Consider the following 23,091-nt stretch of genomic DNA (forward strand, 5'->3'; position numbering starts at 1 on the left):
TTCCTGAGTATGAACGAAAATAGCTTGGGTTTCGGAGGATTTTTATTCGCTACTGCTCTTCGACCCAGCGCGTGGCGTAAGCGTAAACCAGAGTAAGCGTCAAGAATACATTGATCGATTTCGGACTTCGGTCCGCCTAGTCATTTAAAAAAAGCATAAAAATCGAAATGTATTTTAATGAAGGCAATAGACATCAGGTTACAATATTGATCATTACTCAAAAAAGGAGCCAGCCCCAGATAAATACCGTAAGATCTAAAGGTATTTGGAGTTGGCTCCCCTTTTAACTCTCCCCCCCCAAAAAGCTCCTCAGCGTCCTTGAAAGGGCCTATAGTCCGTCAGGCCCTGTCCTCGTTTTCGCTCCAATCGAGTGCCTTCAGCTTTTCCCGAAAAGCGAAGCGGACAATGTGACTTTCAATGATGTCCTTGGCGCGCTGCAATGCCTCGGCATCGGGTGCCTCGACCATAAAACATAGCCGATCGCCGCACGCGGCCATCCGCGCCGTCGCCCCGCCTGGCATGGCGGCCACCGAGTCCGTCTCGGTATAGCCGACCGTTATCTTGTGCGCGAAGTGCTTCGACATCTGCTGGGGTATCGGGACACCCGCTCCGTCGTGTAGCCGCTCGACGCTTTCAGCATGATCTGCTCCTCTCCCCCGTCGTGTCTCTGAAACATGAAACGGCCGCGAAAGACATGTTCGCGGCCGTTCGATCACTTCGCACTCAAGCGAGCCCTCTCGCCTGAAGCTACTTCTTCTCGAGCGCCTGCGTGAGTTGGTCGACGATATCCTGCTGCGACTTCAGGCCGGAGGCCGTCAGGTAGAGCTTGGCGGAATCGAGATAGACCACATGGCCGTCCTTCCAGGCCTTCGTCTGCCGCACCAGCTCGTTGTCGAGCAATGCCGCCGCCGGCTGCGCCTGCTGGCCGATCGCCGCATCGCGGTCGACGACGAAGATCCAATCGGGATTGGTCTCGAGAATATACTCGTAAGAGACCGCCTGACCGTGGGTGGCCACCTGCAGTTCCGGGTCGGCCGGCTTGATGCCGAAGACATCATGCAACACACCGAAACGCGATCCCTTGCCATAGGCGCTGATCTTGCCGCCTGTCGTGAGCAGGATCAGCCCTGTGCCCTTCTCGGCCGCGATGCCGCGAAGCTTTTCGATCGAGGCATCGAGCTTTTCGACGTTTGCCTTGATTTCCGCTTCCTTGCCGAAGATCTGGCCGAGGATCTCGGCATTCTTCTTCACACTGCCGATGAGGTCCTTGTCGTCCGAGGTCAGGTCGATCGTCGGCGCGATCTTGGCGACGTCGGCATATTTTGCCTGCGATCGGCCGCCGACAATCACCAGATCCGGCTCCGCCGCATTGATGGCTTCGTAATCGGGCTCGAAGAGCGTTCCGATCTTCGGATAGCTATCGGCCTTGTACTTCTCAAGCGAAGGCGGGATTGCCGAGCCGGGAACGCCGGCAACGGGGATGCCGAGCATGTCCAGCGTCTCCAGCATGCCGAAGTCATAAACCAGCACCGTCTTCGGGTTCTTCTCGACATCGGTGGCGCCGCTGCTGTGCTCGATCTTCAGCGTCTCGGCCATGACGCTTGGCGCGCCGACGATTGCCAATGTCGCGGCGACCGCGAGGCTGCGCAGACCATTAGAAAGCGGAGATATATTCATGACTTTTTTCCTCATCTTTTCTCGGTCGTCGTAGCGCGATTTTTCGATGAGGGCAATGCACAGGCACCACTTGCCGCAGATGCCGCAGAAAACTTGACGAAGGCGATCATATATAAGACTAAGTCGAACCGTCCGCGGAGTGCCACTGCGCGGTGGCAAGCTTGAGCCTTCCGCGAGGAAGCATCTGGCGCAATCGGACAAGGGACATGCAGGCAGTGGTCACGACGAACAACAGGCAGGGCAGGCCCGAATGACGAAGCCGGTCCTGATTGCCATCCCCGTCATCCTCCTGCTTGCCGCCGCCAGCGTCTTTACGGGCGTCGGCAGCCTGGCCACATCCGACGATGGCCGTGGCTGGTTCCTCGTTGTCGAGAGCCGCCTTCCGCGCACCCTTGCGCTGATGCTCGCGGGCGCCGGCCTCGCGGTTTCCGGCACGATCATGCAGATGCTGGCGCGCAACCGTTTCGTCGAGCCGTCGACGGCGGGCACCGCCGAGTCCGCGGCGCTCGGAATGCTGCTGGCCATGCTCATCGCCCCCAACCTGCCGGTGGCCGGCAAGATGGCTTTCGCGACGCTGACAGCGCTTGCCGGCACCGCCCTGTTCCTGCAGATCCTGCGGCGCATTCCGCTGCGCTCGGAGCTGATGGTGCCGCTCATCGGTCTCATGCTCGGCGGCGTTATCAACGCCATCACCACCTTCATCGCCTATCGCTACGATCTGATGCAGTCGATGGGCGCATGGATGTCGGGCGACTTCTCGGTGGTGCTGCGCGGTCGCTACGAGCTGCTGTGGATCGGTTTCGCGCTCACTCTCGTCGCCTATGCGACCGCCGCGCGCTTCACCGTCATCGGCATGGGGGAGGCGATCGCCCGCAATGTCGGCCTCAACTACGACAAGGTCGTAACCCTCGGACTCGCCATCGTCTCCATGGTCACGGCAACGGTCGTCGCCACCGTCGGCATGATCCCGTTCCTCGGCCTCGTGGTTCCGAACATCGTCAGCCTGATCATGGGCGACAATCTGAGGCGCACGCTGCCTGTGGTCGCCATTTCCGGCGCAGGCCTGGTGCTCGCCTGCGATATCGTCGGACGGCTCCTGATCGCTCCTTACGAAATTCCCGTGGGAACCGTCATGGGCGTCATCGGCAGTCTGATCTTCCTCCATCTCCTGCTTTCCAGGCGCTCCCATGCAGGCTGATGCCAGGAGGATCGCTCCGTCCACCGTCGTGCTTGCGTCGGCCGCGCTTGCATTCGTGTCAATGGTCGCCTTCATGACCATCGGGGCCAAGGGGAGCTGGTCCTTCCTCCTCTCCTTCCGCGGCACGAAGCTGCTCGGCATGGTGCTGGTCGCCTATGCGATCGCCGTCTCCACCGTGCTGTTCCAGACGATTTCCGGCAACCGCATCCTGACGCCATCGATCATCGGTTTCGATGCCATGTATACGTTGCTGCAGACGATCATGGTGTTCTTCCTGGGAGCTGCGGGCGCCAGCAGCGTCGACCCGCGGCTGCAGTTCCTCGTCGAGACGGCCGTGATGGTCGGCCTTTCGCTTCTGCTGTTTCGCGCGCTGTTTTCCGGCGCCAGCCGCAGCCTGCATCTTCTGATGCTGGTCGGCGTCATCCTGGGCGGCCTGTTCCGCAGCCTGTCGTCTTTCCTCCAGCGCATCCTCGATCCCAATGAATTCGTCGTGCTGCAGGACAGGCTGTTTGCAAGCTTCAACAGTATCGACGCCAATCTGCTCGGCATTGCGGCTGTCGCTACCCTGGCCGTGACTTTCGTTTTGTGGCGGCTTTCGCCGACCTTCGACGTGCTTTCGCTTGGCCGAGAGGCATCGATCGGCCTCGGCGTCGATCATCAACGCGTCGTCACGCTTCTCCTGGTGCTGATCGCGGTGCTGGTCTCGATTTCGACCGCGCTCGTGGGGCCGGTGACCTTCTTCGGCCTGCTGGTTGCAAGTCTCGCCTGGCAGCTGACGCCGACCGCCAGCCACCGCTACGTCCTGCCGGTTGCCGTTTGCATCGCGATCGCGACGCTCGTCGGCGGCCAGGTCATCCTCGAGCGGCTGTTTTCCTTCAACACGGCGCTCAGCATCGTCATCGAGTTCTTCGGTGGCCTTGTCTTCATCTTCCTGCTGGTGCGAGGTTCCGCCCGATGATCGAAATCCAAGGGGTGACGAAATCCTACGGCGGCAACGCGGTCGTGGACCGGGTGTCGCTGACGCTGCCCGCCGGCGGTCTGACTTCGATCATCGGTCCGAACGGCGCCGGCAAGTCGACACTGTTGTCGATCGTCAGCCGGCTGATGCCGATGGATACGGGCAAGGTGCTGGTCGACGGTCTCGACGTCAGTCGTACGGCTGGCGACGTCCTTGCCCGCCGGCTCTCGATCATGCGCCAGGACAACCACATCACCGCCCGCCTGAGCGTGCGCGACCTCGTCGCCTTCGGCCGCTACCCCTATTCCAAGGGGCGGCTGACGGCGGCCGATGCCGCACATATCGAGCGCTCGATCGCCTATCTCGGACTCGAGCCCTATCAGAACCGCTTTCTCGACGAGCTCTCGGGCGGCCAGCGCCAGCGCGCCTTCATCGCCATGGTGCTCTGCCAGGACACCGACTACATGCTGTTCGACGAGCCGCTGAACAATCTCGACATCAAGCATGCGGTCGAGACGATGAAGCTGTTGCGACGCCTGGCCGACGACTTCGACAAGACCGTGGTCGTCGTCCTGCACGACATCAACTTCGCCTCCGCCTATTCCGACCGCATCGTCGCGATGCAGGCCGGCCGCCTCGCCTTCGAGGGGCCGCCGGAAGACATGATCGTACCAGTTCGCCTGCAGGCCATCTTCGGTGTCGACTGCCGCGTTCACGCCGTCGGCGAAACCCGGCTGGTCAACTATTTCGAATAGGCAAAGCGCGCTGCGCGGAATGTCTGGGCAGCGCACCTTTCGAGAAAGCCAGCACTTGCGCGCGCTACAGCGCCGCGCGTCTTATTAGACGCGCAAAGGTCGCTGTAGCACTTTGAATTGCTGCATGTTTTGTCCTTCAATCGGCTACGATTAAAGGAAACGTGCAGAAGGCTAGCCGGCGCCACCGCGCGCACCCTCCTTGCCGATCCGCGCAGCGTCCACGGCATGATCCTCGTCCGTCACCGAGGAGAGCCGCTTCAGCCGGCGACCGAGCCGCGCGTTGATGTCGTCCATCACCGTGAACATCACGGGCACGAAGACGAGGCTCAGCATCGTCGAGGTGATCAAGCCTCCGATCACCGCGATTGCCATCGGTGCCCGGAAGGCGGCATCGGCGCCGACGCCGATGGCGGCCGGCACCATGCCCGCCACCATCGCAATGGTCGTCATGATGATCGGCCGCGCACGGGTGACTCCCGCCGTCAGCAAGGCCGTTCGCCGATCCGCACCCTCGTTGCGGCACTCGATCGCATGGTCGACGAGCAGGATCGAATTCTTGCAGACGATGCCCATCAGCATGAGGATGCCGATCGTCGACGAGAGATCGAGCGAGGCGCCGAAGAGCAGCAGCGCAAGCGCCGCGCCGCCGATCGACAGAGGCAGGGCCACCAGGATGGTGACCGGCTGCAGGAAGTCCTTGAAGAGCAGCACCAGGACTGCTGCGACCATCAGGATGCCCGCAAGCAGCGCCAGCGCGAAGTTGCGGAACATTTCCGACATGTATTCCGCTTCGCCGTAGTTGGCCTGCGACACGCCCAGGGGCAACTCGGTCATGGCCGGCAGCGCCGAGATCGCCTCGAACGCGGTTCCGAGCGTCATGCCGTTGAGGTTGGCCTCGACGGCGATCAGGCGCTTGCGATCGAGACGTTCGACGCTGCTTTCCTCCGCGCCGAAGGAAATGTCGGCGACCGAGGTCAGCGGCACCACCGTGCCGGCATTCGTGCCGACCCTGAGATTGCGCAGCGTGTCGACGTCGCCCCTGGCCGCCTGGTCGAGCATCACCCGGATTGGTACCTGGCGATTGCCGAGGTTGAAACGCGCCGAATTGCTTTCGCTGTCGCCCATTGTGGCGATGCGGGCAACGGTGCCGATCGAGGTCACCGACACACCGAGCCTTGCCGCCTCGTCGAAGCGCGGCTTGACCAAAAGTTCCGGCGAGAGCAGCGGCTCGGTGGACTGGACGTTGACCAGACCCGGAAGCGCGCGCATCTCCTTTTCGAGACGCCGCACCGAAGCCATCAGCGCCTCCGGGTCGTCGCTCGTCAGATAGATCGACAGATCCTTGGCACCTTCAACGGACGAGAACGTTGCCTGGATATCGGGCGTTGCCGCCAGCAGCGGACGGAGCGAAAGCTCGAAGGACTTGCGATCGAGCCCGCGCTCCTTGCGCGGCTTGAGCTTGATGCGCAAAGAGACCTCGTTGAGGTTTTCCGCCGTCGCCAGAACGCTTTCGACCTCCGGCCGCGCCTTGATCTGGCTGACCAGATCATCGGAAATGCGAGCGGTTTCTGCGAGCCGCGTGCCGGGGGGCAAGGTGATCTTGAGCTGCGAGACGTTGCTATCGCTCGTCGGCAGAAAACCGGTCGGCAGCATGGTCAGGAGCCCGATCGAGCCGATGAAGATCAGCGCCACCAGCGACAATGCCGTCTTGCGATGATCCAGGGTCCAGCCGAGCAGGCGACGATAGCCGTTGGCGATGCGCGATGGCTTGCCGGCATGGCCATGGCCGACCCTCGGTCGCAGCAGGTAGGCCGCCATCAATGGCGTCAGCAGGCGTGCCACGGCCAGCGAGAACAGCACGGCGATCGCGACGGTCAGGCCGAACTGCTTGAAATACTGGCCGACCGCGCCGCCGATGAAGCTGACCGGTGCAAAGACCGCGACGATCGTCAGCGTCGTGGCGACGATGGCAAGACCGATCGCATCGGCCGCGTCGATCGCGGCAATGAACGGGCGTTTGCCCATGTCGACGTGGCGTTCGATGTTCTCGATCTCGACGATCGCGTCGTCGACGAGGATGCCGATGACGAGCGTCAGCGCCAGCAGGCTGATGCCGTTGAGCGTGAAGCCGAGCAGGTCCATCACCGCGAAGGTCGGCAGGATGGAGAGCGGCATGGCCAGCGCGGAGATCAGCGTCGCTCGCCAGTTGCGCAGGAAGGCGAAGACGACGACGACCGTCAGGATCGCGCCTTCGATCAGGGCCGTGACGGCCGCATCGTAACTTTCCTGCGTGTATTCGACGAGCGAGATCAGTTCCGTGAACTCGACGCCAGGCATCCGCGCTCGGATCTCCTTCAGCCGCTCGGCAACGGCATCTGCAACGACGGTATCACTCGATCCCTTGCTGCGCGAAACCGAGAAGCTGACGACCGGCTCGCCGTCGACGCGCGCGAAGTTGCGCGGCTCGGAGGACGTATCCTCGATCGTCGCGATATCGGAAAGCTGCACCCAGCGGCCGCCCGAAAGCGGGATCGACAGCCGCGAGAGCTCCTCGACCGAGCCGGCGCTGCCGACCGTGCGGATCGACTGTTCGCGGTCGCCGATCTCGCCGCGTCCGCTCGGGATATTGGTGTTGATCTCGCGCAGCGCCGTATTCACCTGGTCTGCCGTCACGCCAACCGCCAGCAGACGCTCCGGATTGAGCGACACCCGGACCTCGCGATTGACGCCACCGAGCCGCTGCACCTTCTGCACGCCGGGCAGCGTCAGCAGTTCGCTGTTGATCGTATCGTCGACGAACCAGGACAGCTCCACGGGCGACATGTCGGGCGCGCGCACGGCGTAATAGACGATGGCACTTCCGTCGACGTCGAGGCGCGAGACGATGGGTTCCTGGATCGACTGCGGCAGGTCGGAGCGGATTTGCGCCACGGCCTCGCGCACATCGTTGGCGGCGCGGTCGGGATCGGTGCCGATCTTGAATTCGACCGTGGTCGTCGAAACGCCGTTGGTGATGGTCGAGCGCATATGGCTGACGCCGACAAGGCCGGCAGCCACACCTTCGACGCGGCGCGTGACCTGCGTTTCCATTTCGGCCGGCTGGGCGCTCGGCTGCGTGATCGTCACCGTCACGACCGGAAACGACACGCTCGGATTGGCGTTGACCGGCAGTCGCAGGAACGAGGCGATGCCCATCAATGTAAGGACGACGAAGAGGACGATCGTCGGAACGGGCTTTCGGATTGCCCAGGCAGAGATGTTGCTGGTCATTGCTGCTTGCCCGTCTGCATCGGCTGGACGTCCTTCGCGACGACCGCCTCGCCCTCGCGCAGCGATACGCCGGCCTTGAGAACGACGCGGTCACCGGCTGCCAGCCCGGAGACGATCTCGACCTTGCCACCCTGGCGCATGCCCGGCTGAACCGTCTTGCGCGCCACTTTGCCGGCATCGACGACGAAGACCGAAACCGTGCCGTCGGGAGCCCCGTAAAGCAGCGCGGAATCGTCGACCATGATCGCCTTGCGCTCGGCCACCACGATCTCCGCCCGGCCAAAGGTACCGGAAAACGGCGGTTTGCCGGTATCCAGCGTGACCTGAGCGGTTCCAAGCCGGGTTTCGCGGTCGATCTTCGGATTGATCACCCGCACTTTGCCTTCGATCCAGTCACTGCGGCCGGAGAGCTTGACCTTGACGAGCTGGCCGACGGCGAGAAGCGGCAATTCCGTTTCCGGTACTTCGGCCGCAAACTCGATCTCGCCATCGCGGATCAGCTTGACGAGCGGGTCTGAGTCCGCAAGCGCACCGGCACGGGCGAGCCGCTCGGAGACGATACCTGCGGCGGGCGCCACGATCACGGCGCGTTCGAGTTTACGGCGTGCCTCGGCCTCGAGGGCTTCCGCCTGTTCGTAGTCCGCCCGTGCGACCTTTACCGCCTGTTCGGCGATCGCTAGAGCAGAGACGCGCTCCTCGAGAATGGTTTCAGCCTGAAGGTGGCGCAGTTGCCGGGCACGGGCGAGCTTCCTTTGCTCCTGCGTGACGGTTTCCGCCTCCCGCGCCATCGTGGCACCGGCACGGGCCACCCGGCCCTCCGCCTCGCGCAGAAGGTTTTCCAGCATGTCGGTCTCCAGTCGGGCAATCACCTGCCCGGCCGCAACCCTGTCGCCGATCTCGACCTCCACTTTGGCGATCCGCTGATCGGTCAAGGTCGTGCCGACGGCAATCTCCTCGCGAGCGACGAAGACGCCGGCGAAGGACCGGGTCCACTCCTGCGGGCGACTGTCGGCGACGAGTGTCGACACCGTGCGACCGATAGCGGCGCTATCGACGGGAACCGACGCAGCGGCCTCCCCGGAGGCATTCGCCACACGACCGGTCATGGCGAGCGCAAGCAGCGCAGCAAACATGACGTTCAACTCAACTGTACGTCTCATTTCATTGGCTTCCATCGGTAAGACCAGTCGGATCGGAAACACGAGCGCTCGAGGCTGCCGGGCTCCGAGATCGGACAAACTGCGCCTAATAATTAATAGATTAGTCAATCTAATAATTTGATCCATCAAACGCGACAATTGTAAGGCAGATGACATACTATCATTGCGGGAGGATGGCGGGGTTCCTGTCGGCAGCCGACCTTGACACCGGCGCACCGCCCCGCGAAATTAGAGTGCTCGCTCTAATAATGAGAATGCCCTGCAAGGAGAATTGGCGATGCGCAAGGTCGATCCCGAGAAACACGCCGCCAAACGTCGACAGATCCTCGATGCAGCAATCACCTGTTTTGCGCGCAAGGGATTCCACGGCACGTCGACTGCCGAAATCTGTGCCGAGGCAGGCATGAGCCCGGGCAATCTTTTCCATTATTTTCCGACCAAGCACACCATTATCGCGGCGATCGTGGAGGAAGAACGTCAAGAAACGGCGGAGATCTTCCGAAAATTGGGTGAAGCCGAAGACCTCTTCGCCGCCCTGCTCGGTTTCATGGACACCATTCTCGAGCTCGCAGACGATCCGATCTATTCGAGCCTGGCGCTCGAAATCGCCGCAGAAGCGATGCGTGACGAGCGGATCGGTACGCTCGCCGCCGCCAATGACGCAGAGCTTCAGGGAGCGCTTGCGGCGCTGCTGCGGGGTGCGGCAAGCCGAGATCAGATCGATCGGACCGTGGATTCAGACGGTGCTGCCCGATGGATCGCCGCGATCATCGACGGCATCTTCAGCCGGGTGGCAGTAGACCCCGGTTTCAAGCCGAAGAACGAGGGCGCAATGCTGCGGCTTCTCCTCACCCGGTTTCTGCGTCCTCAGGGCTGAGGCCTTGCGAACGGAATGACCGCAGCAAGCATTCTCCCGCCGCGGTCGTTGTTTTCAGAACCGCCGACTTTCGCCGGCGGATCCTTCGAGACGGAAGCAATATCAGGAATGCTTCTGGATGATGCCGTAGACGATGTTGCGGTTGGCGCCGAACTGCACACGCGCATCGATGGCGGCCTTGCCCGCGCTCTTGTGGATGATGTTCCACATGTCCGCCTCCGAGCGCAGCAGAAGTGCCCAGTTCATGAAGGTCTCCATGTAGCCGTCGACGCCGATATCCTGGGCAAAATTGGCAAACAGGAAGACACCGTTCGGCTTCAGCATCTGCAGGCAGCGATGGGTCAGCTTTATGGCCACCTTGTCGGCAAGGTAGTCGTAGAGGCCGGCAGCATAGATGAAGTCGAACTTGCCGAGCTTCTGATCACGGCCAAGCAGGCTGCGCACGGAGCCGTCAACGGCTTCGATGCAGGTGCCAGTGAAGTCGCGGCTGATTGAACCGACGCTGAGCGGATCCTGATCGAGCGCCACCCAGCGCTTGATCCGATGCTCCTCAAGCGCCACCGAGCGATTGGCTTCGCGCAGGTGGCCAGCGGCAATCGTGAGAATTTCCGCCTGGGAACCGCGGCTGGCCGCGATCTCGTCGACGTGACGGGTCAGGAGGTCGCGACGCTCGCGCACCGCTACCGAGGAGGATGCGTCCTTGGTGTAGTCGTAGAGCGCTCGCCCGGTGGGCGATGCCCGCTCGATCTCCTTGGCGACGCTTGCATGGCCGTAGATGAAGTCGAGCAATTGCGCGTCGCCGGAGTATCCCCGGGGCTTATCGAAGGACCATCGGGTGAACGGGTCCTGGAGGAAGTACTCCGACACCGGGTGCGCCTGGGCGATCGGTATCAGCTCCTGCCAAACGTTCGGGTGGAACTTGGCCCGGGTTTCATGGAGGGCAGTTGCAAGCCGGTCGATAATCTTCGCCGGGTGCGTTCCCTGCAGGAACTGCTCCTGAGCAATTCTGAGAATCACTGCGAGCTCGGCCTTGCCGATCGAGAGCTGTTCGTCGTGCCGCTCGCCCCTCGGCGAAACGAACTCATCGGCCATCGCCTTGGGAGTAATGAGGCTTTGACCGTCGAAAACCGTTTGAAATTGGCGCACGCGAGACCATCCGTTAATGCTTTGTTAACAATGGTCGCGAAGATGCGCGCATTACGGCTCGGTTTGCAAGTTTTTGTATATAATAAGGTAAATTCTCGTGCTTCCTCCCTTTGGGTTACGCCTAATCCTAGGCGTTCCAGCCCTTTAATTTAACAAAACTTAATGGACACCTCCTATCATCCCACCCCGCGCCACTCGCCCTTGTTGCAGGCTTAAAGCGGGTGGCAAGCATGGAGTGTCCGAAACAACGTCCATTGATGGAAAAGCGACGACCGTTTCCGTTGACCGTGACGCAGCGCGATGGATCAGTGCATGAAGCACACGTTGGCCGACGTAGTTGACATCGACCTACACAAGCAGCCGCACAGGCCGCATCTGGCTGAGCTTCAGACACTCTATCGAATGGAGGGCGAGGCTGGCCGGCGTGCGGCGACGAGACAGGGCCTCTGGGTCGCGGTTGCCGTCTATCTGATGTTTTTCGCGACCGACATGCTGCTGATCCCCGATGTCGCCTTCTATACAGTTCTGGCGCGCCTCGTCGTCGGCATTGGCGCACTTTTGACCTTCGAGATCCTGTATCGCATCAAGGCCCGAACCAAGTGGCTCGACGGCACCTGCGCCGGCGCACTGGTCTTCGGCTACATCGGCTGGCTCGTGCCTGCGATGATGACGGCCGACATCGGCAGCATGTCCTACTACATGATCTTCGGCGCGATCTTCATGATGGGCGCCAATCTCTTCTTCAGCTTCCGTTTCCGCCTCTCGGTCGTCGCCTCCGGGATCGTGTTGACGACGTTCTTCATCGCTCTGTCGTTCTTTTCCGCGCACGACCCTGCCTTTCTGATCGCCTTCGGGACCTTTTACGTCTCCTGTTTCGTCTTCACCTCCTATGTAAACTGGAAGCTCAACCGCGAGCGCTACAAGGTTTTCCTCAACGCCTTCGAGGCGAAGATCCAGCAGAACGAGGCCTCGGAACGCGGCATGGCGCTCCTGCGGCTATCCAACACCGACCCCCTGACCGGCCTGGACAACCGCCGTGCCATCGACCAGCAGCTGCGCGACTATTGGAACGATTGGCAGAAGCTCGGAAAGAACTTCGCCGCCATGCTGATCGACGTTGATTTCTTCAAGAAGTACAATGACTGCTATGGCCATCAGGAAGGCGATCGCTGCCTGGTGCTGGTCGCAAATGCGCTTGGCGAGGCGATCAAGGACTACAACGGATCGCTCGGCCGCTATGGCGGCGAGGAGTTCATCGTTCTTGCCCGCCTGGACACTCTGGATGAGGCAGCCGAGCTCGCCGAGGTCATCTGCCGTACTGTCGAGAACATGCGGCTGGTGCATGAGCAGCGCCGCGACGGCGTCTCCATCGTCACCGTCAGCGTCGGCGCCGCCTTCACGCGCAATCAGACCGGGGCCAAGCTCGAAAAGATCATCCACGAGGCCGACCGTGCGCTCTATGCCGCCAAGGCCAGCGGCCGAAACTGCGCGAAGCTGTTCGACCCGAACGACCCGCAAAGCAGCGACGAAAGCGAGAACATTGCCGCGCTTCTGAAGATCGCGGTCGATCAGAACCTGGTGTCGCTCGTCTACCAGCCGATCAGGAACGTGATGACCGGTGAGGTTGAGGCCGTGGAGGCCCTGATGCGGCTGACGATGCTGGACGGCACGTCGGTTCCGCCGAGCCTTTTCATTCCGGTTGCCGAGCGAACCGGCGCCATTCTCGACCTCGGCCGCTGGGCGATCAAGACCGTCTGCCACGAGCTGCTCGTCGACAACCATATCCCGCTCGTCAGCGTCAACGTCTCGCCGATCCAGCTGAAGACCCCGGGTTTTGCCACCTCGGTCGCCGCGATCCTTGGCGAGACCGGCGTGGCCGGCAGCCGTCTTGCCTTCGAGATCACCGAAGGGCTCGAAATGGAGATGCATTCGGGCATCCTGCGCTGCATCAGCGACCTCGAAACGCTGGGCATCAGGATATGGCTGGATGACTTCGGTACGGGCTTTGCCGGACTCTCCTGGCTGCGCCTGATCGATTTCGATACCGTGAAGGTCGACCGTTCGTTCCTGCACGATTGCAATACCCCCAAGGGGCGCGCCATGCTGCAGGACATCATCGGGCTGGTGCGAAACCGCGGCCACAAGATCCTGATCGAAGGCGTCGAGACCGACGAGCAACTGGCGCTGATGCGGCGCTTCCGGATCGACCAGGTCCAGGGCTTCCACGTCGGCCGCCCTGCACCGGCAGAGACTTTCCGCACGCCGCCGGACAAGCCCCGTATGCCACTGCGAAACAGCGCCCGATCCTAACCGACACCGTCTCGTCTCGCGGACCATCAGCAACAGGGCCTTTCAGCCGTGTTGCGTCGGCGAAACGTCTGCTGCTCTGAAAGCAGCTACGCGCTCGATCAGGAAACGCAATGGCGCGCTACCGCCGAAGCACAACCTTAACATAGCCCGCGAATACGTATTGCGCTTCGACCGGGTGGAGACGTAGGATACCGGAGTTTACAGTGCCGCCGGATACAATCCCACATTGTAACCATGGGAGCGCGCATGACCATGGAAAGTCGGCAGGACAGCCGGGCAGGGCCGGCAGTTGCTCCACCCACCGACGCGGAAGTTCTGGCGCAGCTCGATCGAATTCGCTGCAGCGCCGAGTTCGATGCGCCGGAGCGTGACCGCAAATTCCTGACCTATGTCATCGAGGAAACGATTGCGGGCCGGGGCGATCGCATAAAGGCCTATTCGATCGCAACCGAGGTTTTCGGCCGGGATTCCTCTTTCGACCCGCAGACAGATCCGGCGGTGCGGATCGAAGCGGGCCGCATTCGCCGGGCGCTCGAACGCTATTATCTCGTTGCCGGACGAACCGACCCGATCGTCATCAGCATACCCAAGGGCGCCTACGTACCAACCTTCGAACGGCGCATCGATGCGTGGCTGCCGTCACCTACGGAAACCAGCGAAAGTTCCGCACAAAAACCGGCCGCTCTACGCGCCGGCCGAGGAACCTGGCTCGCGGCGGTCACCGTTGTCTGCGTCTGCAGTGGCCTGACAGCCGGGGCGCTGCTTCTCCACCAGGAAGACAAGTCGATCGTCCGCCTGCAGCCAACAATCCCGAGGCTCGTCGTCACACCCTTTGAAGACCTGTCAGGAACCTCACAATCGGCGATGATGGCCCGCGGGCTCACTGACGAGGTCGTTGGCAACATCGCCAAGTTCAAGGAGATCACCGTCACCACCCGGGAAGGGTCCGATGCGTCGCTGCAGGGTGGGCCAGCCTTTGCCCTGGAGGGTCGGGTCCGGTTCGACGGAGAAAGACTTCGGCTCGTGGCAAGACTCATCCAGCGGTCAGATGGATCGGTGGTGTGGGCGAACACCTATGACGAGCGCCTTGGAACCGGACAGACAATCGACCTGCAGGTAACGGCGGCCGCGACTGTGGCTGGTGCCGTGGCACAGCCCTATGGTGCCATTTTCCAGGCAAGTCTCACTGCATTCAAACGATCGGTTCCCGATGACTGGCAGGCTTATGCCTGCACCTTGAGCTATTACGGTCATCGCGGGGACGTCGGCGCGCAAGGCCATGCCGGGGTGCAGGAATGTCTGCAACAGGCGACGCAACAGGTTCCAACCTACGCGACCGCCTGGGCCCTGCTGTCGATGTCCTATGTCGACGCCTTCCAGGATCGCCTCGATCGTTCCACCTCAACAGAGCTGGAGCAGGCAACCGAAGCGGCGGCCCGTGCCGTGGAACTGGATCCTCAGGACGTGCGCGCACTTGAGGCGCGAATGCTTGCCCTGTTCTTCCGCGGCGATGTCGATGCTGCCCTGGCCGTCGGCGCGCGCGCACTTGCGATCAATCCCAACGACGCAGAGCTTGCTGGTGAGTACGGGTTCCGGCTGGCGCTTTCAGGCCAATGGGATTCCGGCTGCAAACTCCTGGAGCAAAGCGTCGCCCGCAACATTGGGCCCGTCCGCTACTTCGAAGCAGCACTCTCGGTCTGCTCCTATTTCGGGGGCGACTATGTCACAGCCGAGCGATGGTCGCGCATGGCCGATCTTCGCAGCCACCCATTCTCCCGCGTCATGCTTCTCGCCACGCTGGGCAAGCTCGGCAAAGGCGCTGAGGCGCAGGAAGAAAGAAAGTGGATCGAAACCAACCTGCCGGGCCTGCTTGAAGGTGTCCCTCAGGAGGTCACTTTGAGGCTGCGTCGTCCGCAGGATCGGCAACAGCTTCTTGACGGCTTGCGCAAGGCGGGCGTACCGGTCCTCGAAACCGAATTCGAACAGGCACGCACCGACAGTTCGATCCACTGACCGATGCGCGATCAAACCGGGCGCGGCGTTTGCGATGCGTCGGCTTGAGGTTTTTCCCGAACAGTGCCCCCCTGCATCCAGACCATCAGCAGATCGTGAACCACACTGAGAACGATCGGGCCGAGGAAGAGGCCGATCAGCCCGTAGGAAAGCGTGCCGCCGAGCACCCCGAGCAGGATGACCAGCGTCGGCGTCGAAAGTCCGCGAGCCACCAGGATCGGCTTCATCACATTGTCGATGACAAAGAGCGGGACCAACAGAATTGTCATGAGCAGCGCCGGGCCGAAATCCATCGTCATCCAGGCCCAGATGATCACCGGAAGCAGGACCAGCGCGGGCCCGATCTGGATGATGCAGAGAACAAGCACGACGAATGCGATCGCACCCGGCGCCGGAACATGGAACAGGCCGAGCACCAAGGCGCAGAGAAAGGCCTGCAGCAAGGCGACGCCGATGACACCGCGTGCCACGTTGCGGATCGTCGCTGCCGCCAGACGCAGGAAGCCGATGCCCCTGTCGCCGCCGATCCTGCCGGAGAAGCGTTGCGCCATCTCCGCCAGTCGTTCGCCGGAGCCGAACAGAAAGCCGGCCACCAGGACGGACACCACGAAGCTCAACACCTCGGCGCCGATGCTCGCAATCTTGCCGAGCGCCTTGCTGCCCGCCTGGACGAGCGAAGGTTCGAGCTTGCTCAAGAGAGCCTCAAGGTTATCCGATGCCATGCTCCAGGCGGCATGAACCCGTTCACCGATGATCGGCCAGTCGCGCACAAATTCCGGCGGGACTGGTACCCTCAGAGAACCGTCGGCAAGTTTGGCAAGCAGCGCCTGAAGCCCTTCGGCAAAGCTGAACGCAATCGCCGTCAATGGCGCGACGATGACGGCCAGACAGGTCAGCGTGATGAGAAATGAAGCCAATCGCCGCGAGCCGAGAAGGCGGCCAAGTCGGGCATAGGCCGGGTAGAGCGCCACGGCAAGAATGGCCGCCCAGATGAGAATGATGGCGAATGGCGCAATCAGCGTCAGCGCCCAATAGGCAAAGAGCCCGACGATGCCGATCCTGGCGATGTCGGTGATCTTCGCCTCGAAGGACGGAGGACCGTCCGCTCCCTCGCGGACCGCGCCCGTTCGGGAAGGATCATCAACCATGCTCGCCCCTCACCCTTGATGTGGCAAATCGATGCGCCGCTATCTGCCCCCGCGACCCAGCCACTCAGCATACCTTCCCTCGTGCAACAGTCATTCGGACTGTACGCCGGCGATGGCCGATAGGCAGTAATATACAGTAGCATACGTCATTCGGGCTTCCCCATCGGCTAGCCTCCTCTAGAGATACCTGTGACAGACGAAAGTAGAAATATGAGCCGCGACTGGATCAAGCTCTGGTTGCAGCGAAAGCGTCGACAGGGGGCTGTCACGCGCGCTTATGCAAGCGCCCGCGCGCCTCAGCCAACAAAGGGAGGCTGGATAGATGATCCGGAAAACGATCATCGCGCTCGGCAGCGCAGTGACGATACTGGTTTCAACACCGATCACGGCCGTCATGGCCCAGCAGACGGCGAGTGCGCCGGCCGCTGAACAGCAGACAGCGCCGGAACCGCTCAGCGACGACGAACTCGAAGTTCTGGTCGCCCGCATCGCGCTCTATCCTGACGAACTGGTGGCGCTTATTTCCGCTGCCGCGCTCTATCCTCTGCAGATCGTCGAGGCGGAACGGTTCCTGGAGGCCCGTGCGAAGAAACCCGACATGAAGCCGAAAGACGATTGGGACGGCAGCGTCATCTCACTTCTCAACTATCCCCAGATCGTCAAGATGATGAGCGAAGACCTCGAATGGACTCAGTCCTTCGGCGATGCGATCGCCAATCAGCAGAAGGATGTGCTGATCGCGATACAGCAATTGCGTGACGAGGCCGTCGCCAAGAACATCATCAAGAGCGACGACAAGGTGAAGGTGGTCCAGGAAGGCGATAATGTCATCATCCAGGCTGCCAACCCCGAAACGATCTACGTGCCGCAGTATCCGCCGGAGATGCTGTACGAGCCTGACTATGCACCGGCGCCGATCGGCTACTATGACGAATCCTATCCGGCCTATTGGTATCCCGGAGCAGCCTTCTTCGCCGGCGCGGTAACCGGAGCTGCCTTCGCCGCGATCGTCGACTGGGACGATTGGGGCGTCTGGGGTGGCCGCTGGAACGGCGGCGACATGGACATCGACTGCAACAACTGCTTCAACAATATCAACGGTAAGGTGAAGTGGAACGACGTCGACTGGAAGAATGTCGATCGCAGCAAGATCAACTTCGACCGCGACCAGCTTCAGCATTTCGACCGAAACAGCATCAAGAACAACATCAAGGCGAACGGCAACAACAACCTGCGCAACCGCGCCGCCGAGATCAACCGCGATCGGCCGAACGCGCGGCCCGGCGGTGGCGGCGGCGGTCAGATCAGGGACGTGCGCAAGAGCACGCTTGATGGGCTGAAGGCCCAGCAGAGGCCGGCTGCCCGACCGGGCGGGGCCGGGGGCGGGCAGGCGCTCGCGAACGCGCGGGCCGGAGACGGCAAGCCGAGCATCAATCGTCCTGCGGGCAAAAACCCCTCTCAGGCCAACCGTCAGGGCGGCAAGAAGAAGATGGCCGCCAAGGCGCAGAACCGGCCGAACAAACCGTCCGGCCTTGGCAACGTCAATCCCGGGCGGCGCGAAATCAACTCGTCACGCCGCGGCGGTCAGAGCATGGGCGGCGGCCAGCGCGGCGGGGGACGGCCACAGATGAGCCGCGGTGGCGGCAGGCCGCAAATGCACCGTGGCGGCGGCGGTGGTCGCGGCGGCGGCGGCGGTGGTCGCGGCGGCGGCGGACGCAGACGTTGAACGGATCATAGGAGAACGACCATGGCAAAGCTCTTTCATCCGTTTCTCCTCGGAACGGCGATCGCCCTCACGTTGGCCGCCGTGCCACTCAACGCTTCTTTCTCGCAGACACAGACTGCGGCGGATCAGGCGCCAACGGATCAAATGCCTGCAGGCCTCGATGCCTTTGCAGCCGACGAGGATCCGCCTGTTTTCGATGATCCAGCCAAGGCGGTCGACGAATTCAAGGCAAGGCTCGCCGCCAACGATTTCGACGGTCTGGCGAAGCTTCTGGGACTCAATGCGGAGAAGCTGAAGGCCGGTGAAGGGGTGATGGATACCTTCGCGCTCATTCGCGAAGGTGCCGCTCGCAACGTCGTCGTGCGCGATCTCGAAGGACGCAAGATCATCCAGCTCGGCGATCGGCTCTGGCCGCTGCCCTTCCCGCTCACCAAGGGCGAGGACGGAAAGTGGGCTTTCGACACCTATGTCGGGCTTGAGGAGATCATCAACCGTCGCGTCGGCGAGAACGAGCTCCAGGCGATCGACACGGTACAGGCCTATGTCGATGCGCAAAAGGAATACGCCTCGCAGGACCGCGACGCCGATGGCGTGCTCGAATACGCCCAGAAGCTGATCAGCACGCCTGGCCAGACGGACGGGCTCTACTGGCCGGCCGATCAGGGCGACGGCGAGAGCCCGGTCGGCGACTCAATCAACGAGGCAGCGCTGGAAAAGGCAAAGGCCGGCCAAGGCTATTTCGGCTACCGTTTCCGCATCCTGACGTCGCAAGGCGATAACATTGCCGGCGGCCAATATGACTATGTCATCAACGGCAACATGATCGGCGGTTTCGCCTTGATCGCCTGGCCGGTCACTTACGCCGAGACCGGAGTCAAGACCTTCGTCGTCAACCAGCAGGGGATCGTCTACGAACGTGACCTCGGGCCGAGCACCGAACAGATCGTGCCCTTCATCGATCGTTTCGATCCCGATGACAAATGGGACGTGGTGCCCGATTGAGCGGCAGTTTCAGTTGAGGATCTCGTCGGGCCGGATTTCCGATCCGGCCTGGAAATGGCAAACGTATCGGCCACACCGGTTGCCGAGGTTCTCTGACGGCTTCGGCCAACTATGCGTCAGCCTCTGCAACTCTCAGCGGCATGTGTAGCGAAACGCGATAGCGCGTGGGTCCGACATGACCGGCGGTCAATGATGCACCTTCCGGAAAATGAGTCCTGACGCGATGAGCGACATTGGCAAGGCCAATGCCGAGGCCCTCACCCGCCTTGCAGGGCGCGCATCTGCGCCGCCAGCGCCTCTTCGCGGGAGGCGATCAGCTTCAAGTCCCTATCGCGGACGTCCATGTGGAGCAGCGCCACGAAGAGGAACGACCAGCCAAAGAAGATCGACATGCGGTAACAGACCGCATAGCCGTAATCCATGATGTTGAACGACGACGGGCGACATGATCAGCGTATAGAGGTAGTAGTCCATGAGGGACATGGCGAGCGAACTGACCAGAGAAAGCACCAGACACGCGAAAATTTGCGTGGCGTAGCGCTGCCTTCTCATGCGGCTGAGCAGATGCGCAAATAGAATGGCCAGAGCGACAAAGACCGCTTCAAGGACAAGCTTGCCAAGGAAAGGCTTGAGCGGGTTGTCACCGATCGTGAGCCAGATCGGACTGCTGATCAGCAACTCCGCGGCCGCGTAGATCAAGGCCAGGCGCAGGGTCGTTGCGGGAAAACGGGATTGCGGCGGAAACCAGATACGTCGGATCGAGTTTGGGCGTTCTGTTGTGCGCCGGGGCGTTGGTACGGGTGCGGACTGTCATGTCCCTCTTGAGCATTGAGCCGTGCTCAACGGGTTGCGCCGGTGGGGCGGCGCAGATCGGACAGGGTCGGCCGCCGTCGCCTGAACTTGGGGCGGCGTTGCCGGTCGCCCGGCGGCGCGAGCCCTTGAGCATGTGCTTTAACGTCAAAAAGCCCGCGGACGTTTTTGTCTGGCGGGCTTTTTGTTTGATTTGGTTGCGGGGGCAGGATTTGAACCTGCGGCCTTCAGGTTATGAGCCTGACGAGCTACCGGGCTGCTCCACCCCGCGCCATCTAGGTAAACCGCGAAGCGGTTTATCCGGTCAGCGCAAATCCCTATGGGATTTGTCGCGGTAATGTAAATCCCGAAGGGATTTATGGTCTCTGCCGAGCAAATTGCGAAGCAATTTGTCTCGCGTAAGGAAGGCACTTACCGGGTTTTGCGAAGCAAAATCCCGTTGTTTGTCTCGGTCTAGCAAAACAAAAGGGCCGCTTGAGGGCGGCCCGTGTTCGGCTGGGCCGAGGGATGAAGAGAAGATGATCGTTTGATTTCCGGATTTGTCTTGCGATTTGCAGACCTGGCAGCGACCTACTCTCCCGCGTCTTAAGACGAAGTACCATCGGCGCTGGGGCGTTTCACGGCCGTGTTCGGAATGGGAACGGGTGCAGCCACCCCGCCAGAACCACCAGGTCGGCAAAGCGCAAGATTTGCGCTTAGCTTAAGCGCAAACCGGATGAGAAGCTGGTGAGTTCGTTTTGCGAACTCGTTTTGTCTTTGAACACGTCTTGTGATGCACATCTAGTGATGAGCATGAGCAATGGGAACGATCAAGCCAATCGAACGATTAGTACTGGTAAGCTTCATGCGTTGCCGCACTTCCACACCCAGCCTATCAACGTGGTCGTCTTCCACGGTTCTCAAGGGAATACTCGTTTTCAGGTTGGTTTCCCGCTTAGATGCCTTCAGCGGTTATCCATTCCATATATAGCTACCCTGCTATGCCCTTGGCAGGACAACAGGTCCACCAGAGATATGTCCATCCCGGTCCTCTCGTACTAGGGACAGATCCTGTCAATATTCCTACACCCACGGCAGATAGGGACCGAACTGTCTCACGACGTTCTGAACCCAGCTCACGTACCGCTTTAATTGGCGAACAGCCAAACCCTTGGGACCTGCTCCAGCCCCAGGATGCGATGAGCCGACATCGAGGTGCCAAACAACCCCGTCGATATGGACTCTTGGGGGTCATCAGCCTGTTATCCCCGGCGTACCTTTTATCCGTTGAGCGATGGCCCTTCCACGCGGGACCACCGGATCACTATGACCGACTTTCGTCTCTGCTCGACTTGTCAGTCTCGCAGTCAGGCGGGCTTATGCCATTGCACTCGACGACCGATTTCCGACCGGTCTGAGCCCACCATCGCGCGCCTCCGTTACTCTTTCGGAGGCGACCGCCCCAGTCAAACTACCCACCATACACTGTCCCGGATCCGGATGACGGACCGCGGTTAGACATCCATGACGATAAGGGTGGTATTTCAAGGATGGCTCCACAAGAACTGGCGTCCCTGCTTCAAAGCCTACCACCTATCCTACACATGCCGACACGAATGCCAGTGTAAAGCTATAGTAAAGGTGCACGGGGTCTTTCCGTCTGACCGCAGGAACCCCGCATCTTCACGGGGAATTCAATTTCACTGAGTCTATGCTGGAGACAGCGGGGAAGTCGTTACGCCATTCGTGCAGGTCGGAACTTACCCGACAAGGAATTTCGCTACCTTAGGACCGTTATAGTTACGGCCGCCGTTTACTGGGGCTTCGATTCAGAGCTTGCACCCCTCCTCTTAACCTTCCAGCACCGGGCAGGCGTCAGACCCTATACGTCGTCTTGCGACTTCGCAGAGCCCTGTGTTTTTGATAAACAGTCGCTACCCCCTGGTCTGTGCCACCCCAAAAGACTTGCGTCCATTGGGGTCACGCTTCTTCCGAAGTTACGCGTGCAATTTGCCGAGTTCCTTCAGCATAGTTCTCTCAAGCGCCTTGGTATACTCTACCTGACCACCTGTGTCGGTTTCGGGTACGGTCTATAATGGTGGAGCTATTTCCTGGAACCGCGTCCCCGCCCGGACAATCCAATAAGTCCGAACAAGTTAAGCGATCCGTCACTACCACCAGGCCCACGAATATTAACGTGGTTCCCATCGACTACGCGTGTCCGCCTCGTCTTAGGGGCCGGCTAACCCTGCTCAGATTAACTTTAAGCAGGAACCCTTGGTCTTTCGGCGAGAGGGTCTCTCACCCTCTTTATCGTTACTCATGTCAACATTCGCACTTCCGATACCTCCAGGACCCCTCACGGGTATCCCTTCACAGGCTTACGGAACGCTCCGCTACCACACGTCTTGCGACGTATCCTCAGCTTCGGTGCATGGCTTTAGCCCCGTTACATTTTCGGCGCAAAGACCCTTATTTAGACCAGTGAGCTGTTACGCTTTCTTTAAATGATGGCTGCTTCTAAGCCAACATCCTGGTTGTTTTGGGATCCTCACATCCTTTCCCACTTAGCCATGACTTGGGGACCTTAGCTGGAGGTCAGGGTTGTTGCCCTTTTCACGACGGACGTTAGCACCCGCCGTGTGTCTGCCGACTAGTACTCCTCGGTATTCGGAGTTTGGTTAGGATCAGTAAGACGGTGAGTCCCCATAGCCCATCCAGTGCTCTACCCCCGAGGGTATTCGGTCGACGCTCTACCTAAATAGATTTCGCGGAGAACCAGCTATTTCCGAGTTTGATTGGCCTTTCACCCCTAACCACAAGTCATCCCAATCTATTGCAACAGATGCGGGTTCGGTCCTCCAGTTGGTGTTACCCAACCTTCAACCTGCTCATGGCTAGATCACTCGGTTTCGGGTCTAATGCGACGAACTGAACGCCCTGTTCAGACTCGCTTTCGCTGCGCCTTCACCTATCGGCTTAAGCTTGCTCGTCACACTAAGTCGTTGACCCATTATACAAAAGGTACGCTGTCACCCTTGCGGGCTCCAACTGTTTGTAGG

15 protein-coding genes, 1 tRNA gene and 2 rRNA genes (1 of these 18 running past the window's edge) are annotated in these 23,091 nt (G+C 60.9%); 8 read left to right on the forward strand and 10 right to left on the reverse strand.

The genetic code is table 11. From position 1 onward, the window contains the following. Window positions 1-338 precede the first annotated feature (338 nt). Both PWG15_RS16445 and PWG15_RS16450 read right to left on the reverse strand, forming a co-directional pair. Window positions 339-584, reverse strand: coding sequence for a DUF2218 domain-containing protein (locus PWG15_RS16445; RefSeq protein ID WP_275021600.1), 246 nt, complete (start codon window positions 582-584; stop codon window positions 339-341). A 163-nt stretch (window positions 585-747) separates the two neighbouring features. Then, complete coding sequence (locus PWG15_RS16450) at window positions 748-1,677, reverse strand: siderophore ABC transporter substrate-binding protein (RefSeq protein ID WP_275021601.1); 930 nt, start codon at window positions 1,675-1,677, stop codon at window positions 748-750. 250 nt (window positions 1,678-1,927) lie between these two features. Here PWG15_RS16450 and PWG15_RS16455 point away from each other — a divergent pair, with 250 nt between their 5' ends. Genes PWG15_RS16455 through PWG15_RS16465 form a run of 3 tightly spaced genes read left to right on the forward strand, consistent with a single transcriptional unit; the run spans window position 1,928 to window position 4,588 of the window. Continuing rightward, window positions 1,928-2,875 carry an ABC transporter permease gene (locus PWG15_RS16455; RefSeq protein ID WP_275021602.1) on the forward strand — a complete coding sequence of 316 codons (948 nt, stop codon included), beginning with the start codon at window positions 1,928-1,930 and terminating at the stop codon, window positions 2,873-2,875. Further along, window positions 2,865-3,833, forward strand: a complete 969-nt coding sequence (locus PWG15_RS16460; RefSeq protein WP_275021603.1) for an iron chelate uptake ABC transporter family permease subunit — start codon at window positions 2,865-2,867, stop codon at window positions 3,831-3,833. Before PWG15_RS16455 ends, PWG15_RS16460 begins: the two co-directional genes overlap by 11 nt. Continuing rightward, the gene (locus PWG15_RS16465) at window positions 3,830-4,588 is read left to right on the forward strand and encodes an iron ABC transporter ATP-binding protein (RefSeq protein WP_275021604.1); all 759 of its coding nucleotides are present in this window, start codon (window positions 3,830-3,832) and stop codon (window positions 4,586-4,588) included. The genes PWG15_RS16460 and PWG15_RS16465 overlap by 4 nt, the downstream gene beginning before the upstream one ends. Before the next feature lie 171 nt (window positions 4,589-4,759). On the opposite strand, the gene PWG15_RS16470 is transcribed toward PWG15_RS16465, so the two are convergent. Together PWG15_RS16470 and PWG15_RS16475 are read right to left on the reverse strand one after the other, a co-directional pair. Further along, the gene (locus PWG15_RS16470; protein ID WP_275021605.1) at window positions 4,760-7,858 is read right to left on the reverse strand and encodes an efflux RND transporter permease subunit; all 3,099 of its coding nucleotides are present in this window, start codon (window positions 7,856-7,858) and stop codon (window positions 4,760-4,762) included. Beyond that, complete coding sequence (locus tag PWG15_RS16475) at window positions 7,855-9,018, reverse strand: efflux RND transporter periplasmic adaptor subunit (protein WP_275021606.1); 1,164 nt, start codon at window positions 9,016-9,018, stop codon at window positions 7,855-7,857. Before PWG15_RS16475 ends, PWG15_RS16470 begins: the two co-directional genes overlap by 4 nt. Window positions 9,019-9,295: 277 nt before the next feature. On the opposite strand from PWG15_RS16475, the gene PWG15_RS16480 reads away from it, so the two are divergent. Further along, entirely contained in the window at window positions 9,296-9,895 is a 600-nt protein-coding gene (locus PWG15_RS16480) for a TetR/AcrR family transcriptional regulator (protein WP_275021608.1), read from the forward strand. Between the two features lie 102 nt (window positions 9,896-9,997). Here the strand turns inward: PWG15_RS16480 and PWG15_RS16485 are convergent, their stop codons facing one another. Next, window positions 9,998-11,041: a class I SAM-dependent methyltransferase gene (locus PWG15_RS16485; protein WP_275021609.1), complete on the reverse strand. Its 1,044-nt coding sequence runs from the start codon at window positions 11,039-11,041 to the stop codon at window positions 9,998-10,000. 312 nt (window positions 11,042-11,353) lie between these two features. On the opposite strand from PWG15_RS16485, the gene PWG15_RS16490 reads away from it, so the two are divergent. Both PWG15_RS16490 and PWG15_RS16495 read left to right on the forward strand, forming a co-directional pair. Then, window positions 11,354-13,351, forward strand: coding sequence for a putative bifunctional diguanylate cyclase/phosphodiesterase (locus PWG15_RS16490; protein ID WP_275021610.1), 1,998 nt, complete (start codon window positions 11,354-11,356; stop codon window positions 13,349-13,351). 246 nt (window positions 13,352-13,597) lie between these two features. Next, entirely contained in the window at window positions 13,598-15,364 is a 1,767-nt protein-coding gene (locus PWG15_RS16495; RefSeq protein ID WP_275021611.1) for a hypothetical protein, read from the forward strand. 11 nt (window positions 15,365-15,375) lie between these two features. Here PWG15_RS16495 and PWG15_RS16500 read toward each other — a convergent pair whose 3' ends face one another. Further along, window positions 15,376-16,512, reverse strand: coding sequence for an AI-2E family transporter (locus PWG15_RS16500; protein WP_275021612.1), 1,137 nt, complete (start codon window positions 16,510-16,512; stop codon window positions 15,376-15,378). A gap of 322 nt (window positions 16,513-16,834) precedes the next feature. On the opposite strand from PWG15_RS16500, the gene PWG15_RS16505 reads away from it, so the two are divergent. Further along, window positions 16,835-18,238: a DUF3300 domain-containing protein gene (locus tag PWG15_RS16505; protein ID WP_275021613.1), complete on the forward strand. Its 1,404-nt coding sequence runs from the start codon at window positions 16,835-16,837 to the stop codon at window positions 18,236-18,238. 21 nt (window positions 18,239-18,259) lie between these two features. Further along, window positions 18,260-19,240 carry a DUF2950 domain-containing protein gene (locus PWG15_RS16510; RefSeq protein WP_275021614.1) on the forward strand — a complete coding sequence of 327 codons (981 nt, stop codon included), beginning with the start codon at window positions 18,260-18,262 and terminating at the stop codon, window positions 19,238-19,240. Window positions 19,241-19,497: 257 nt separating this feature from the next. Here PWG15_RS16510 and PWG15_RS16515 read toward each other — a convergent pair whose 3' ends face one another. The 4 genes from PWG15_RS16515 to PWG15_RS16530 all read right to left on the reverse strand — a co-directional run. After that, a complete protein-coding gene (locus tag PWG15_RS16515; protein ID WP_275021615.1) occupies window positions 19,498-19,662 on the reverse strand; it encodes a hypothetical protein in 165 nt (54 codons plus the stop codon). A gap of 582 nt (window positions 19,663-20,244) precedes the next feature. After that, window positions 20,245-20,321 (reverse strand) — tRNA-Met (locus tag PWG15_RS16520). Between the two features lie 286 nt (window positions 20,322-20,607). Then, window positions 20,608-20,722, reverse strand: a 5S ribosomal RNA gene (rrf, locus tag PWG15_RS16525). 133 nt (window positions 20,723-20,855) lie between these two features. Next, window positions 20,856-23,091, reverse strand: a 23S ribosomal RNA gene (locus PWG15_RS16530) (it continues 561 nt past the right edge of the window).

This window comes from Ensifer adhaerens (assembly GCF_028993555.1).
Classification (GTDB): domain Bacteria; phylum Pseudomonadota; class Alphaproteobacteria; order Rhizobiales; family Rhizobiaceae; genus Ensifer; species Ensifer adhaerens_I.

Coding starts and splice junctions, on each gene's coding strand:
- PWG15_RS16445 (WP_275021600.1), bottom strand. CDS start 584: ATGTCGAAGCACTTCGCGCACAAGATAACGGTCGGCTATACCGAGACG.
- PWG15_RS16450 (WP_275021601.1), bottom strand. CDS start 1,677: ATGAATATATCTCCGCTTTCTAATGGTCTGCGCAGCCTCGCGGTCGCC.
- PWG15_RS16455 (WP_275021602.1), top strand. CDS start 1,928: ATGACGAAGCCGGTCCTGATTGCCATCCCCGTCATCCTCCTGCTTGCC.
- PWG15_RS16460 (WP_275021603.1), top strand. CDS start 2,865: ATGCAGGCTGATGCCAGGAGGATCGCTCCGTCCACCGTCGTGCTTGCG.
- PWG15_RS16465 (WP_275021604.1), top strand. CDS start 3,830: ATGATCGAAATCCAAGGGGTGACGAAATCCTACGGCGGCAACGCGGTC.
- PWG15_RS16470 (WP_275021605.1), bottom strand. CDS start 7,858: ATGACCAGCAACATCTCTGCCTGGGCAATCCGAAAGCCCGTTCCGACG.
- PWG15_RS16475 (WP_275021606.1), bottom strand. CDS start 9,018: ATGAGACGTACAGTTGAGTTGAACGTCATGTTTGCTGCGCTGCTTGCG.
- PWG15_RS16480 (WP_275021608.1), top strand. CDS start 9,296: ATGCGCAAGGTCGATCCCGAGAAACACGCCGCCAAACGTCGACAGATC.
- PWG15_RS16490 (WP_275021610.1), top strand. CDS start 11,354: ATGAAGCACACGTTGGCCGACGTAGTTGACATCGACCTACACAAGCAG.
- PWG15_RS16495 (WP_275021611.1), top strand. CDS start 13,598: ATGACCATGGAAAGTCGGCAGGACAGCCGGGCAGGGCCGGCAGTTGCT.
- PWG15_RS16500 (WP_275021612.1), bottom strand. CDS start 16,512: ATGGTTGATGATCCTTCCCGAACGGGCGCGGTCCGCGAGGGAGCGGAC.
- PWG15_RS16505 (WP_275021613.1), top strand. CDS start 16,835: ATGATCCGGAAAACGATCATCGCGCTCGGCAGCGCAGTGACGATACTG.
- PWG15_RS16510 (WP_275021614.1), top strand. CDS start 18,260: ATGGCAAAGCTCTTTCATCCGTTTCTCCTCGGAACGGCGATCGCCCTC.
- PWG15_RS16515 (WP_275021615.1), bottom strand. CDS start 19,662: ATGGATTACGGCTATGCGGTCTGTTACCGCATGTCGATCTTCTTTGGC.